Genomic DNA, 14,932 nt, shown 5'->3' on the forward strand with positions numbered 1-14,932 from the left:
TACATCTTGTTATTTAGATAATAGCTCCGTAGAGAAAGTATGAAGAGCACAAGAGAAGAGAGGATCTGATTTGAGAATGAAATCGCTAAGGAAACCATTATCAGTTGCACTACTATCTTTACCATTACTTCTAGGTTCCCTGGGTGGAAGTTATGCAAGTGCGGCAACTCTACCAACAACGGTAACTCCAACAGAACCGTCATGGGGATATTTCGTAGATCATTATAAAAATAATAGTTCTGCAAATAAGACGGAAAGCTCTAATCCGACCCTCGGATTGCTCTCCGAATTTAATAAGCTTTGGACTCCCGGAGCTACTTGGGATACAGGTACCAAGCTAAACAGTAGCGTGCTGGACGCCAATATTCAAAAGGTGATTGATATAGCTGCCCGTCGCACTTCCAGTGAGGCTGATGCAGCTTATTTGGATGATCGCAGAAACCAGAGCTACAGTGTGATCGACGGTCTAGGTTCGCTCACTGATGTATATCGAAAGAATGCAGGTGCCACGACAACGATCAACAACATTCCGACAGATGCCCTGACTAAGAAATACGAAGATGAGGGAACGAATGCTGGGAGTACAAGCTCCAATCTAGGCGACATCGTAAATCTGGTAAATACCTTGCGCGGGGAATACTCTACGACGAACCCGGCTAAGTCTTATTTTAGCTATCCTCGCCCGTTTCGCTGGAGCGATAAGTCAGTAGTTGTTCCGAGCCTTATTCCCGCTCTCAAAGCCGATGCTACTAGCGATGGCGGCTTTCCTAGCGGTCATACCAATGCTGCGTATCTCAGTTCTATTGCTATGGCCTACGCCGTGCCGGAGCGTTATCAGGAACTGCTGACGCGAGCTTCGGAGCTGGGCAATAACCGTGTTGTTGCTGGTATGCATTCCCCGCTTGATGTTATGGGAGGACGTGTCATGGCAACAGCGATGGCTGCTGCTATCCTGTCTGATCCAGCCAATAGCAGTTTGAAGAAAGCCGCTTATCAGGATGCTCGTAAACAACTGCTGTCTCAAAAAGGTACAGCTCCAGATCGGTTCAGCAATTATGCCACAAACAAAAAAAATTATAATCAACGATTAACATACGGATTCAGTCAGGTTAATCCAACCGCGACGCCTATGATAGTGCCTAAGGGAGCTGAGGTATTGTTGGAGACACGCTTGCCTTACCTGGATAGCACACAACGTCGTTGGGTTTTGGCTACCACGGGGATTCCTTCCGGCTACCCTGTACTTGATGATGCTGAGGGATGGGGACGATTGAACCTGTTTTCCGCCGCGGATGGCTACGGTGCTTTCACCAATAATGTGACGGTAAATATGGACGCTTCCAAAGGCGGTTTCAATGCATTGGATTGCTGGCGCAATAATATCTCTGGTGTTGGAAAGCTGACTAAAAAGGGAACAGGTACGTTGAAGCTAATGGGTAACAATACGTATTCCGGCGGTACACAGATCGACCAAGGTACTTTGGAGGGAACTTCGGAAACGGCTTTCGGAAGTGGCGGAATTACGAATAACGGGGGAACTTTTCTTAAAAATGCTTCTGGAAAGCTGATTATTGGCAGAAATTACAGACAATCTGCCAAGGGAACACTTGAGCTTAACCTGCACAGTAAAAATGATGTGCTCAAAATAAAAGGAACAGCTATACTCAACGGAAAATTACGTCTGAATTTTTCTAACAAATATGTACCGGCTAATGGTGCTACGATCTTAACTTATGCTAAACGGAATGGAGCATTTTCTTCGATTGAAACGGTAGGTTTACCAAGCAATTATAAAGTGAAGGTTATCTATACAGCTGACAGTGCTCAGTTGAAAGTCACTAAGTAAAACATAATTAGCTCGCTATATAACAATTGAAGTGCACCTTTAAAATACATGGGGATGTATTCTAGGGGTGCACTTTATTGTTTAAGGATAGGGAGTATTAGCTTAACGGTTATCGATCTTTTCCGGGTACATATCATGGTTCATCATGCGGTGCTCCGCTATCTGTTCATACTTCGTTCCTGGCTTGCCGTAGTTGGTGTACGGGTCGATAGAGATGCCGCCGCGTGGCGTGAATTTGCCCCATACTTCAATGTAGCGAGGGTCCATCAGCTTAATCAAGTCATTCATGATGATATTGACGCAGTCTTCATGGAAATCGCCGTGGTTACGGAAGCTGAACAGGTACAGCTTAAGGGATTTGCTTTCTACCATTTTAATATCGGGAATGTAGCTGATGTAGATGGTTGCAAAATCAGGCTGTCCTGTAATCGGGCACAGGCTGGTGAACTCCGGGCAATTGAACTTTACAAAATAATCCCGATACGGATGTTTATTATCAAAGCTTTCGAGAATGGCGGGATCATAGGCAAACGTGTATTGTGTGCCTTGATTGCCAAGCAGGGTAACGTCGGTCATTTCTTCGGGTGTTCTTCCGGTCATATGGATGAGGCTCCTTAAGTTTAGTTTGGTAAAAGAGAGAGGGAGTTATGGTGATGGGGAGGTCGCTCCGCGAAGGATTTGAGCTTCCGATCGCTGTTGAAATGGGATTCTTTCTGATGATTTGAAAGATATAGGTTAGAATCCCATTTCAAAGGCGAACGCTGTCGCTTCTCCAGCTTCAAATCCTCCGCTTCGCTGCCGACCGCCGTCAACACCATAAAGTCCCTGCTCGTTTACCTGTAGGTTGGGGCAGAAGTGAATAATGCTCGCTCCTATATAAAAGGAGCGTTGTGAGAAACCCGGTCCTCGGACGAGGGTTTCTCTTGTTTTGTAACTTGGATGTCGAAGGTGTACTTCGACTATCTTGTGTATCACATACAGCTCATACGGAATATATTACATATAAGTGTTATACGCCGCGTTTGTTGCCCCATACGAGGGTGTGGAGCTGTGGGAGTACTCTTACGTCGTTTAGTCGGGAATCGTCCATGACACGGTCGATAAGCCATTCATAACGATGGAGTAGGGACTCCGCAATCTGTCCGGTGTTCTCCGTGTTCACATCTGGATTACCCGTCTGGAGGAACAAGGGTACGTGTGGATAGCGCTCGTGAACGGTGCGGGCGTAGGCAAGATCGGTGTCATCGAAGATGACGACCTTCAAGCTGCAAGCTCCGGTATAGAGCCGCGCAGATTCATTAGCGGGTTCCTTCAAGCCTGTTGCGGTTGGGACGTTGGACGTAGCTCGGGACTCGCCAGTCATCTTCCGGTTTGACAGACGGGCGACGATATCATCCAGCACATCCCAGTTGGTCGTCATACCCGAGCTGGGTGGCTTCGGGGATAGGGTTACCTCATCGATATCGTACAGCCATTCCTGCCAGCGGGAGCCTTGTGTTTCGACAGCGGTGGCAATGCCTTGGCTGCGTAGCAGGGTGATTAGCTCCCCAAGCTGCGGTAGCAGGGCAGGATTGCCTCCAGAAAGGGTCACATGCGAAAACCGTTCGCCACCGATGGCCTTCAGCTCCTGCCAAATGTCTGTGGCACTCAGACGACGGATCTGATCCTTGGAGCTGCCGTCCCAGGTAAAGGAGGAGTCACACCACGAGCAATGGTAATCGCAGCCTGCGGTACGAACAAACATCGTCTTACGACCAATGACCATCCCTTCGCCCTGAACGGTGGGACCAAACACCTCCAGTACGGGAATAGGGGCTATTTGGGTCCCGTGGGAGGCTATCATGGGTTGGTGAGTAGTCATGGTATTACTCATCGAGCATCCACTCCCGTCGGAACTCGGCGTAGCTGGTAGGTGTCTCGAACAACCGTACAAACTCGGTACGTCCACCTTCGACACGGTTGCAGTATGCATCCGAGGTCAAGGCTGACTCCATTTGTTCAAAGATCCAGACGACCATATTTTCCGCCGTTGTATTCATTGGAGGAAGCGTCTCATTCAAGTAACGATGGTCCAGAAAAGGTTCAATCCGCTCTTTCCAGATCGTTTTGATGTCACCAAAATCCAGCGTTAGACCCGTTTCGCCCGGTATACCGCTTATGCCAAAAACGACGATGTAGGTATGACCGTGCAGATTTTTGCATTTGCCTTCGTAGCAGTGCAAATGATGTGCTGCATCGAATGTAAATTGTTTGCTGACCAATACACGTTTGCGGTGATAACGCAGCTGAGAGTGCTTAATATCTGTCCCGAACTGCTGGAGCTTGTCGACAATGCGAAAGGTACCTGGCTCACGCATGACCTTCAACTCCTTGGGAGGAAGCTCCGCGCATCGCGAGATATTGCTCGAGTCCAGCACGGCGAAGTTTGCAAGCAGGGCATTCGCCACAGCCGTCGCCAATGACGCCGTTATAGCACGTTAGTGTACGTGTTCTTACAAATTCAAAAGCTTTCAGCTCATCGGCCATATGCCAGGTTTCGGCCTTGTTCAGCCACATGAGCGGGGTATGAATCACAAAGGGATAGTCCATCGAAAGGTTCAGTGTGACGTTCAGCGATTTGATAAAAGAATCCCGGCAATCGGGATAGCCGCTGAAATCCGTCTCACAAACGCCTGTAATCAAGTGGCGCGCTCCTTTTTGCTTGGCGAGAACTCCCGCGAAGCTCAGGAACAGAAGGTTGCGACCGTCTACAAAGGTGCTAGGCAGTTCGCCTTCCTGTTGTGTAATGTCAATGTCGGTGCGTGTGAGGGCATTAGGGGCTAGTTGATTAAGCAGGCTCATATCCAGTACCGTTTGCGGAACACCTAGTTCACGGGCGATTCCAGCGGCTACTTCGATTTCCTGCTTGTGGCGTTGACCGTAATCGAACGTCACGGTTTCTACTTCAGCAAAATGTTTTTTTGCCCAAAATAAACAGGTTGTGCTGTCTTGGCCGCCGCTGAATACGACGACTGCTTTTTCGTTTGCAAACATAAAAAAACCTCTCGATCTTCTTGGAATGGTGCAAGACACGGAGTCTTGTCACTTGGAAGAAGGAGAGTTCTTGAACCGACTTCAACAAAAAACAGGCCTTGCCCCGCGAATTCTTTTTTCTTGCGGAGGACAAAGCATCGTTAGTTTTTTATAGAGGGAGTTCGCGAACCTCTCCCATGCATGACGCATGGATTTTCTTCATTAGTATCTGCCATGAGGACAGACGACTTTAGCATTGTCATTATAGCATGGCAGGGCTATTTGATAAACACTCCACCAAATGGAATGACTTCCCGTAAAAAGCGCTTGATCACGCCATCGTCGTTCATATCCTGTTGGAGCCGCCGATGATGTTCCCCGGCATGGAATAGTACGGTACCCTGTCCGGTCATTTTAAAATGATAGTTCATATGCTGACTGGCCAGATGGTTGCCGTACACGGTCAACTCCAGTTTGGCGTTTTCGGGATAGGCAATGACGCTACTCGCATCCACATAGATCGGCTCTGTCGGATGAAGCTGTTCTTGACATACCAATCCCTGTGTCAAAAGACCGATTTGACCCACACCGTCAAATTTCATTTTTATAACATCGCGGCTAAACAACATGTTTTTCATGCTTAGCAGCTTGGTACGCATTTGAATACCGGAGCTGTACCAGAACAGGTTGCGAAAATCGTATAACAGATCATCGCTTCCTTCAAGCTTAATCATTTTTAGACTAAAGCCAGGTGGAAGTGCGGCAATTAGGCGACAAGCTCCTGTGAAATCGGCCTGAATCAGTTTGTGTTTGCGATACATGCCCTTAATGTTCATTAGTTTATCACTACGGCCTGAGCTGGGTCCGCGGTATGCGATGATTTGCTGCGGATGCAGAACGTGCAGCTTTTCTCCTTCCGCCAGATCGAGCGTTACGACCGAACCGACGCTTTCATCATGGTGTTGTCCTGCTTGTATGTCCATTCAGACCTTTCATCCTTTCAGACAGTTAGTATCTTCCCGAACGTCGACGCATCCCGTAACGCAGCAGTCGGATACCGATAAAATAACCGGCCAGCAGAATTATAGCTGTGATGATGAGCATTTTATTTCGGTGTGAAGCCTGATCACGTTGGGTTTGAAGATTTTTTAATTCTGTGACAGTGTCAGTCAGCTTGCGGTTTTGCTCCAGTAATTGGGCGTTTTGCTCTTGATAGGCTTCTAAGCTGTTACGGGCCTTCTCCAGATCCTCCTGTGTTTGTCGGTAGCTTTCCTTGAGCTGATACACATCACCGGGCAACCGCGAAAATTGCTCGAAGCCTTGGTACACATCATCCCAATAAGCAGCATGTACTTCGGGTACACGAGTTATCCCAAAAATAAACAAAAGTGCTATAGCAGCGCAGACAATGCGACGGTACAAAGCAAAACGACAAGTTGGTCGTGCCAAGAGATGTTCCCCCTTTTGATAAACCAAGATGTTAGATGATATAGATCATTACCCATATGACATGGTTACGTATAATATAACGATTCGGATGCAGATTTTAGAATAAACGGACGACAAATATGAAGAAAATGTTCTCAAAAAAAGTCGATATATTAGTTTAAGTGTACCTTAAAACGGGTATATCAAGGAAGCGGCAACATTCCGGCATTTTTCCCAGCATACGAGTAAAGAACGATCCGCACTGATCAGGGGCTTAAGTTGAATAAATGAACTGAAATATATTAAAAATTGATATAAAAGGAGATTTTGCAAGATGAATGAGAGAGAAAAAAACTATAAAACTTTAAAAATCACTGTAAATGGAAAGCCGTTATCAAAGGATCTCGTCGTAGATAGCACTACTTTTGCTCCTATATCTGATATTTGCACAAAAACGAATGTTTCTTTAACAGAAACTACAATCTCATAAGTTTAAATATAGAAGTAGACTATAATATGGCCCGGCATACGCCGGGCTATTTTTGCGCATTCATGTAATTCGAATGGTTTAAAATGTTATTTACCAAACTAGGTCCCCCTTCATAAAGGTTCCCATGTATAATTTTCACAATCAAACATACGTTCCCTGACAATATAGTGTCAGATAACACTGTTAATTTAGAGTTACATGTTCTTTTAGGGGGAATTTACCAGTGGTGAAGTCAATGCTCAATGTAACGTACACATGGGACAAAGAGTCTATATCTGCGAATGGGTCCAAACAAGTAAATCTACTGATAGAATGGGGCTATGGAGCTATACGCAAAAGAAAAGGAAATCTAATACCGAAAGCAGCGGGATGTGACCTTCAACTCCAGTTCATTCCAGAAAACGGAGTAAGTTTATTAAAAGCTGAAGGGGTAAGGCTCGGTTTTAAACGCTCGGAAAACGGAGATAGCATGTTTGTTCACTGTGGTGATGTAAGGCGGGGAAAATATAGACAGGCTATTTTGACGTTTTCTATACCGGCTCACTCGTCCGGAAGACATGCGATTGGAATGATGGAGTGGAGCTGGCGCAAGCCATCGCAGGAAAAGCGAACGCTGATCCGGACAGACCAGCTCTACATTCATTTTACGCATCATCTTGGTCTGCTGAGCATTCCATCCAACCCGAAGGTGGAAAAATACATAAAACTGAATGAGACGTCCCCTATTGTAAAAAAGGCATTGCGTATGTACGAGAAAGGGGAATATGAGCAAGGGGCGTTCATCCTTACCAGACAAGCAGATGAATTACTTATACGTGCAGCAAGAAGCGATGATATGGACTACCTGCAGGAAGCCGAGTTGCTTCTGGCTATACGTAATAAATGGAGTGGTACTTTTGTATCATTCACAGCGTATAGTTCTAAAGTCTTTTTTAATAAGGCGATATCGCTAGAAAATGTTCGTTTTACTGAAAATGATACTTTGAGATAGGCAATTATGCTAGTTTATTTGTGTAATATAGTGAGTCTAATTTACTATCTTTTTGTAAAGGAGAGACTTCCTTGACTGATCGGTTGATACGTTTAATGCGGATTATTACTATTGTTCAGGCAAATCCAGGGATATTGGCAAGAGAGCTTGCCGAACGTTGTGAAACATCAGAACGTACCATATACCGAGATATGGAGGCGCTAAGCGCTATGCATATACCGATTACGAATATGGGGCATGGCAAGGGGTACATTTTTATTAGCAATTTTGCTTTGTATCCTTTGAATTGGACGGAAGAAGAGGCAGAGGCTTTTACTAAGCTGGGAGAGATTATGGAAACGGTAAAGCCTCTTTTACCGCCAGCTTTTGAAAGTGCTTATGAGAAAGTGATGGCCTCTAGTCAGAAAAAAAAGATGGACCAGACGAGCTTCGCGCAGGAAATGAAAAATATTGTCCGGCTCGGCTCGACACTTGATCGGGAAAACCAGCCCTATCTGCTCAGGCTGATTGTTTTAGCGAGTCTTACGCAGCAGACGATTGAAGCGGAATACAGCTCACCTCAAAATGAAGATGTATCCCTCGTTCAGGTGGATCCTTATTGTTTGGTTCCGCAGGATCGGCGATTCTATATGCTTGGTTTTTGTCACAAGCAATCCGCGATGAGAACCTTTCGGATCAGTCGATTTCGGAACATGAGAATTTTGCCGTATACGTTTCAAAAAAATACAACTGAAATGGAAATGTTTTTTAAAGGGACCTGGTCGGTGACCAAAGGAAATCAGAATATCCGGTTTGTGGTACGTTTTTCTGCCGAGTCTGTATATCGGGTCAAAGAAGAGGAGCTGTTCATCAAGCCTTTTCTTAGGGATTTGCCGGATGGAAGTTTGTTGTTTGAGGTGACGGTCAATCATGACCGTGAATTTTTGGATTGGCTCACTTCCTATGGAGCTGAGGCCGAGATCCTGGAGCCTTTACGGTACCGCAAACGAATGCAAGAAATGCTGCGGACCTGGGGGACATTCTATTTCGATAAAAAGGCAGGAAATCAAGAATAACAGGGGGAGATCCCCCGGAACGGGCCGGGGAGCTATCCGCTTAACGGTCCTTAAACAGGTTGGCGAGATTGCCAAAAGGACTGTACTGCTCCTGTTCTTCTTCTGGTGAGGAGTAGACGAGCTTCGATCCACGGCTTTCCTCATCGTCAGCAGCATTATGAACTAATGTAATACGATCAAAATGGTACATGAAAACCTGAGCGGTGTTCACGGCATCATCCAGTGCCCGGTGTTGTTGACCGTCAAAGTCAATGTTGCACAATTCCAGCGCCTGAGACAGGCTCAACTGACGGTACTTTCCATTGGAACCAAACAGACGGGAAATCTGCTTCTGTATATCATTTGTATTATGAATCCATCCGAGATCTACATGATGGGTACGACAATGGGATACCAGCTTCTGACGGTCATCCGGGCCCCATGCGCATAAATAATAAGGGGAATCCGTACCGAGCCAGGCTATGAATTCCTTCACAGCTTCAGGAAATAGTGGAGCGGCATCAATATCTCGTTGAGTAATACCCGTGAACTGAACGGTATCTGTAGAGAGTACAGGCCGATTCGAGGGTCTTACAAAACTGTGAAACGTATCCGCAACGTATAGGCCATCGTCTCCCTGAACAACTTTGACGGCACCAATATCAATGATTTCGGAGGAATATCTGGCGTTGCGGCTAACAGTAAATTCAAGATCGTAAATAATATATTGCATTTCAGGACTCCTTTCACACATATAACTGATCCCGATGGGTATCGGGACGAATGTTCTCTGCCCGAATGACTCTTCTCCATCATACCTCTCGGTTCACAACTTGTCAGCGGTTAAAAGGTTTGCTTTTAAAAAAAATATGCGATGTCCAAATGAGCTTGGACTATCGCATATCTAAAAACGCCTGACATACAGCAGCATCCGAAACCACTAGGATTCCGGATGCTGCTTTTGCTAGCTATTGAATTAGGCCGGGAGGTCTAACTTTTGTCCCGGATAAATGCGGTGAGGATTCTTCAACTTATTCAACTGCTGAAGCTGTTGCCAGGTGGTACCATGTTTGCGGGAAATGTCATACAGCGTATCCCCGGATTTCACAACATATACATGGTTATTTGTAACTTGTGCAGAATTTGATGTCTGCTGTGGCTTGGCTGTTTGAGACTTTGCCGGCGCCGGTTTTGCGGGTGCTGGTTTCGCAGCCGGTGTAGGAACGGGTTGCGGCTTTTCCTGCACAGGTGCAGGTGTTGCGGTTGAGGCAGACGGCCCAGCTTGTGTGGCAGGGACAGAAGTTTTACCGTCAGCCTTGGCTTCTTGAATGCGACCGTCCGCTTGTACTTGCAGGCTAGCGGAGCCGACCTTTTGCATATAGCGGATTAACGCCTCATCAAGCGAGCCGAACATACCTGCTTGTGGATATTTAGCGAACATCGTATATTGGTCACCACCTACGGCAGTAAAATCATTGGTGGCCAGTGTGTATGTTGCCTCAGGATCAAGTGTTTTTCCGCCGATCAGGATGGAATGAACACGGCTGCCTTTGGCTGCTGATGTGTCTATTTTGAACGTGATACCTGATACCTGTGGGAAACCTCCGCTTGGCTCTGGATAGGAGGCTGTACCATTTTCCAGTGCGGCCTGAATGTCAGAGCCCTTCACTTTCAGGGTAACGATCTGGTTGCCGAAGGGCAGTACAGTGATGATGTCTCCCTTGGTTACCGTCCCCGTCTTGATGGAAGCCCGGATGCCGCCACCATTCGTTAAAGCCACGTCTGCTCCCGAAACGTCACGCATAGCATCGGTGAGCAAGTCACCGAGATTGGTTTCACTTGCACGTACCTTTTCGCGTGCTCCTTCCAAATCTACACTCGTTTGCGTTACAACCTCTTTAAGAATAGGTTCCTGGTCCTTTTGAATGGAGGCGATCAATGCAGCAATCTCAGCGTTGGGCTGAACATCGACTGCTTGAGTCGAATCAATCAGCTTGGCTTGCTTTTGCGTAACCTTACCGCCGTCGACCCATAAGTCCACAACACCCAAATACTTGGTGTATTCACCTGCGCTAGCGATCAATGTACCATTGTCACTAACCAAGCCTTTTTCTAGTACGGTATGGCTGTGTCCATCGATGAAAATATCAATGCCAGGCACTTCCTTAACAACCTTGAGGCTGGTGTCCTTACTAGACGCATCTTGCCCCAAGTGACCAAGAACAACAACGACATCTACTTTGCTGCGGATTTCATCAACAGCCGCTTTGGCCTCAGCCGCAGGATCGGTGAATTGAATACCCTCAACATTTTTGGGATTCGTTTTATATGCCGTTTCTGGCGTAGTCAGACCGATAATACCGATTTTAACGCCGTCCACTTCTTTAATAACATAGGGTTCGAACAAACGTGTTCCGTCGGTTTGTTTAATATTGGCGCTGAGCACAGGGAACTGAATCTCCTTACTTAGCTCAACAAGATGCTTCCAACCATAATTAAACTCGTGGTTACCCGGAACCATAGCATCATAGCGCAGCTTGTTAATCACTTTCACAATGCTCTCACCGTTAACCAAAGTAGCGAAGGTCGTTCCATGAACGGTATCCCCGTCATCTAGCAGCAGTGTATTGGGATTGGAAGCCCGGTACTGATCAATGATACCCGCCAGCTTGGCGAATCCCATTTCCTTGTCGTTCGCGACCACGTGGGCATGGGTATCGTTCGTATGTATGATGGTGATGTGTTTACCGCTGACTGGAGCCGTTGCCGTTCCCGCTGTTCCCACATTGGTTGCTGGGTCTGCTGCTGCTGTACCGAGACACCCAAGTAAAAGCGCGACAGTCGTCAGGATTGACGAGAGTTTTTTCCATGAGTTCATGTTGTTCCTTCAACCTCCCATAAAATGAATGAATTAGAGAAACCGCTTACGACCACATTTTATCAGATGATTGTAAAAATAACTTCTATTTTATATCAAAGCATTAAAATTTTTTGATATATCGGTTGTTAAATCCATCGTCTAGTTACCTATATTATAGAGGAAGTAATCAACAGCAGCTCACAGAATGAGAACTAATGTTCTGTTTTATGATCAAAAAAAAGGGCAGTCTCTTTGGGCAGCCCGATACGGGGTAAATAGTGATCCAACGTTTCGTCAGCTAGTGGCGGTTTTCCTTCACTCAGCAAAAGCACGGCAAACCGATTGGCCTGCTGTTCAAATTTTCCTGGGGAAAAGTAGGAATGCTCCTCCATAAAAAAGCGGCTAATGCCTTTATGCAGTCGGTCATGTCCCAATTCATGCGCACAGACGAACCGTTCCCATTCGGGTGTGAGGCCATTGTGGATAACGATAAATCTTCTACGCAGCTTGTGGTAATACAGCCCTTTGGTTGTGGGGCCTAGATCGCAGTATCGGATATGGATACCCAGGGCTTTCGCAATATCGAAGGGGCAGTTGGTACGGTATTTTCGGACAAGTCTGTGAATGAGTTCGTTCATACGCTCACCTGCTATCCCTGATCTTTGCCCGTTCGGGGCTCTTTGGGCTTTTTATGTTTGTTCATCTGCTTGGCTTCCCAGAACAGACCTGTCAGCACGTCCTTAATCCGTTGACGATCTTTTTCATCCAGCGGAATGCCATCGAACATTAATTCGTCGTCTTCCTCCAGCATTTTTTTAAAATCCCGGCGGTCTTTAGAGGTTGCCCATTCCGGCACAGTAGAACGATAAAGTTCATGTGGACTTGGCTCCATTGAATCATCGTCTCCCCAATATCCGGCGGCCTTCATCATTTCGGTATAGGATACGCTAAGCGCGTCCGCTATTTTGCGGAGAGTAGAGGGTTTGGGAATTCCGCGCAGTCCATTTTCAATGCGGGAAATTTGTGAATTGCTAATACCTGCGGCATCTGCCAATTGGTTGATGCTCCATTGTTTGTGCTCACGCTGCTGCTTTAAGTAAGTTCCGAATGCTGGCTGTTCCACAATGGGGGCTCCTTTCTGCAAGAGAATCATAGATATTAGTTTTATTATACCATTAGGTAAATAGTAAAAGCACGTAATATGCCAAAAGGCATAGGAAAATGAAGCGAATATCCTGTTTTTGGAGCTATACTGCTTTTTTTGACGATGGATACCTATCCTAAATAATGTTATGTTATACTCAAGATACGAACAAAAGGGGAACAAAATGTAAACACGAGCGTTTTTCTATTTCAGGATTTTGCAAAATTCGATTCCAGTCGCTTCGAAGTGCAAAATCCTCATTTAAAAATACATCATTGTCAAAAGGCATAAGATAAGGAGTGTTGCTTTACATGAGAAATAACTTACCCGAATTGGACCGTCGCAAAACGCAGAATGCATTGGAGGGTGTGTTTGAGAAATACCGAATTTATAAAACGATTACTTTTATGGATCGGGAGAGCTTTATTACTGCTGGCTATACGGATCGACCGAACGGCCCAACAAATGTGACAAGCGATCCAACGGCCCGGACAGCCGTATATAATGTAGATGCTCCTGCCGCCCGCTTGGCCTACTGCGAAATGGTGGATGCCGTAGTGAGTCGCTTGAATGAACGCGAACAGCTGCTCATCCGTGAACGTTATTTAAAGGATGACGATGTGTTTGATTACAAGGTTTACAATTATGTGTTAGACCCGCCAGTCAGCAAGGATACGTATACGAAGCTTCGTACGCGTGCTTTTTACAAAATGGCGCTTGCGCTGGCGGACCAAGGCGTTTTGAATCTGGCAGGCTTGCAGAAGGGCGCGGATCGAAAATTAGGGTAATGTAATAATTATCCACTTGTTCTCATTTCTATTTTAAAATCGTTTCCTAAAAGGCTTTGATTTCCTGTAATAACAGGGATCAAGGCCTTTTTTTATGACAGGAACACGCGTTCTCTAAAAACCTCCCAACTTCATCCCTAGTCTCTGCTTTTATCGTCCATTTCCCCGGCAACGCATTCGTTATTAGGGTGTAAGATTATATCATCGGGAATCAAGACAAGAGGACATACCGAAGACACACACAGTCAAACGTTAGCCGGCCATTAGGGCCGGTTTTTTCATGCGGTGATCGTCTCTGTCGGTTCCCGGGAATTCGTTGAATAGAAAGGAGGAGTCGTGTTGCCTAAGCAAGGGATGCTGCAATGCATGAGTACGAGGTTACGCCGGCTGAGAACACGGAAGTGGAAAAAAGCCTGTCTGAACAGCCACAACATGCGAACGCAGGGTACGCAAAGGTGGCATGCCGCAGGATGAGACAAGCCTTTAAGCAAAAGCTCATTGAAATTATTCCAGCGCTGCAAGGGCGTGTATACGATGTTCAGCCACCGTCGCAGACGGCAGAGGAGCCGTATGCTGTTATGGCGCTGGGCGAGGAGATCTGGAAGTCTTCCTGGGCCGGCTATCGGCAGGTTATTCGCATCAAGCTGTACGCAGGACAAGCCGGACTGGCGCAGGCTGATGTATGGGCAAATGCCCTGATTGCCGGACTGCACCGGGAATCGGTGACAGGCGAAGGTGAGGACACGTCGGCTTTTACCGCGCACTATTTGGGCGTGCGGGATGCAGAAAAGCTGGACACTGTTACGGGGAAGGCCTATAGAACGCTGCGTTTTGGCGTGTATGTGCCTGAAACGGAAGGCGGTTCGGCCGCTCCAGCAAGTGGTGCTGCACAGCCGGATGAATGGCTGGCCGCGCTGGTCCGCTGGACGCAGAAGCAACTGGGCGAAACGTGGTCGGTATACGCCGACGCTTGGCCCGCACAGCCGGGACGGCACGCCGTACTATGGCGGATGAGCGGCTGCGAAACTAGGATGGCGGGAGCCTCCATGTATGAGCTACGCAAACGGTTCATCGGGCATATTACCGCCCCGGACACCACCGAGGAAAACCGCGCAGCTTCCGTACTGATCGAGGGTTTTGCCGCTCAAATCCAGCTTCCTCTGGATCAGGACAAGGGCCGTTATATGTCTACAGCTGAAGCTTCAGCCGATGTGCAGGCGGATGCCATTTTAGATGGTCAGCTTCGGCTAATGCTGGTACAGCGGCGAATGCGCCCAGCTGAGGAAGCGGCGTTGATTCGCAGAGTGGAAATTCATCCTATTTTGAAATGAGGTGGTCC

The 14,932-nt window shown here is 46.8% G+C and carries 16 protein-coding genes and 1 riboswitch; of the genes, 6 read left to right on the plus strand and 10 right to left on the minus strand.

Annotated features, from left to right (window positions below; genetic code table 11):
* Window positions 1-76 precede the first annotated feature (76 nt).
* Entirely contained in the window at window positions 77-1,846 is a 1,770-nt protein-coding gene (locus ACYCSE_RS14835; protein ID WP_459702528.1) for an acid phosphatase, read from the plus strand.
* A gap of 102 nt (window positions 1,847-1,948) precedes the next feature.
* On the opposite strand, the gene queF is transcribed toward ACYCSE_RS14835, so the two are convergent.
* The 6 genes from queF to ACYCSE_RS14865 form a co-directional block, all read right to left on the minus strand.
* Window positions 1,949-2,446, minus strand: a complete 498-nt coding sequence (gene queF, locus ACYCSE_RS14840; protein ID WP_013309106.1) for a preQ(1) synthase — start codon at window positions 2,444-2,446, stop codon at window positions 1,949-1,951.
* Between the two features lie 409 nt (window positions 2,447-2,855).
* Window positions 2,856-3,719, minus strand: coding sequence for a 7-carboxy-7-deazaguanine synthase QueE (gene queE, locus ACYCSE_RS14845; protein ID WP_459698545.1), 864 nt, complete (start codon window positions 3,717-3,719; stop codon window positions 2,856-2,858).
* Window positions 3,712-4,203, minus strand: coding sequence for a 6-carboxytetrahydropterin synthase QueD (gene queD / locus ACYCSE_RS14850; RefSeq protein ID WP_348621770.1), 492 nt, complete (start codon window positions 4,201-4,203; stop codon window positions 3,712-3,714). Before queD ends, queE begins: the two co-directional genes overlap by 8 nt.
* Window positions 4,196-4,879 carry a 7-cyano-7-deazaguanine synthase QueC gene (queC, locus tag ACYCSE_RS14855; protein WP_254326568.1) on the minus strand — a complete coding sequence of 228 codons (684 nt, stop codon included), beginning with the start codon at window positions 4,877-4,879 and terminating at the stop codon, window positions 4,196-4,198. Before queC ends, queD begins: the two co-directional genes overlap by 8 nt.
* 134 nt (window positions 4,880-5,013) lie before the next feature.
* A riboswitch (PreQ1 riboswitch) is annotated at window positions 5,014-5,057 on the minus strand.
* A 79-nt stretch (window positions 5,058-5,136) separates the two neighbouring features.
* Window positions 5,137-5,841, minus strand: coding sequence for an AIM24 family protein (locus ACYCSE_RS14860; protein ID WP_013309110.1), 705 nt, complete (start codon window positions 5,839-5,841; stop codon window positions 5,137-5,139).
* A 25-nt stretch (window positions 5,842-5,866) separates the two neighbouring features.
* Entirely contained in the window at window positions 5,867-6,307 is a 441-nt protein-coding gene (locus ACYCSE_RS14865) for a hypothetical protein (protein WP_023987365.1), read from the minus strand.
* A 313-nt stretch (window positions 6,308-6,620) separates the two neighbouring features.
* Here ACYCSE_RS14865 and ACYCSE_RS14870 point away from each other — a divergent pair, with 313 nt between their 5' ends.
* The 3 genes from ACYCSE_RS14870 (at window position 6,621) to ACYCSE_RS14880 (ending at window position 8,822) form a co-directional block, all read left to right on the plus strand.
* Window positions 6,621-6,776, plus strand: coding sequence for a hypothetical protein (locus ACYCSE_RS14870; protein ID WP_459698548.1), 156 nt, complete (start codon window positions 6,621-6,623; stop codon window positions 6,774-6,776).
* 223 nt (window positions 6,777-6,999) lie between these two features.
* Entirely contained in the window at window positions 7,000-7,767 is a 768-nt protein-coding gene (locus ACYCSE_RS14875; RefSeq protein WP_459698550.1) for a hypothetical protein, read from the plus strand.
* Window positions 7,768-7,838: 71 nt separating this feature from the next.
* Window positions 7,839-8,822 (plus strand): helix-turn-helix transcriptional regulator, encoded by a 984-nt coding sequence (locus tag ACYCSE_RS14880; protein WP_061831176.1) that lies wholly within the window; start codon window positions 7,839-7,841, stop codon window positions 8,820-8,822.
* 40 nt (window positions 8,823-8,862) lie between these two features.
* Here ACYCSE_RS14880 and ACYCSE_RS14885 read toward each other — a convergent pair whose 3' ends face one another.
* From ACYCSE_RS14885 to ACYCSE_RS14900, 4 genes are all read right to left on the minus strand, one after another.
* Window positions 8,863-9,534: a 3'-5' exonuclease gene (locus ACYCSE_RS14885; RefSeq protein ID WP_061831175.1), complete on the minus strand. Its 672-nt coding sequence runs from the start codon at window positions 9,532-9,534 to the stop codon at window positions 8,863-8,865.
* A 243-nt stretch (window positions 9,535-9,777) separates the two neighbouring features.
* On the minus strand, window positions 9,778-11,679 hold the full coding sequence (locus ACYCSE_RS14890) for a 5'-nucleotidase C-terminal domain-containing protein (RefSeq protein WP_459698553.1): 1,902 nt from the start codon (window positions 11,677-11,679) through the stop codon (window positions 9,778-9,780).
* Between the two features lie 194 nt (window positions 11,680-11,873).
* Entirely contained in the window at window positions 11,874-12,299 is a 426-nt protein-coding gene (locus ACYCSE_RS14895; protein ID WP_459698555.1) for an ImmA/IrrE family metallo-endopeptidase, read from the minus strand.
* An 11-nt stretch (window positions 12,300-12,310) separates the two neighbouring features.
* Entirely contained in the window at window positions 12,311-12,784 is a 474-nt protein-coding gene (locus ACYCSE_RS14900) for a helix-turn-helix domain-containing protein (RefSeq protein WP_061831172.1), read from the minus strand.
* A gap of 332 nt (window positions 12,785-13,116) precedes the next feature.
* Between ACYCSE_RS14900 and ACYCSE_RS14905 the strand changes: the two genes are divergently transcribed.
* Together ACYCSE_RS14905 and ACYCSE_RS14910 are read left to right on the plus strand one after the other, a co-directional pair.
* Window positions 13,117-13,593 carry an ArpU family phage packaging/lysis transcriptional regulator gene (locus ACYCSE_RS14905; protein WP_013309118.1) on the plus strand — a complete coding sequence of 159 codons (477 nt, stop codon included), beginning with the start codon at window positions 13,117-13,119 and terminating at the stop codon, window positions 13,591-13,593.
* A gap of 362 nt (window positions 13,594-13,955) precedes the next feature.
* Window positions 13,956-14,924, plus strand: coding sequence for a hypothetical protein (locus tag ACYCSE_RS14910; protein ID WP_459698558.1), 969 nt, complete (start codon window positions 13,956-13,958; stop codon window positions 14,922-14,924).
* Window positions 14,925-14,932 lie beyond the last annotated feature (8 nt).

The sequence above is a fragment of the Paenibacillus sp. SEL1 genome, assembly GCF_054602535.1.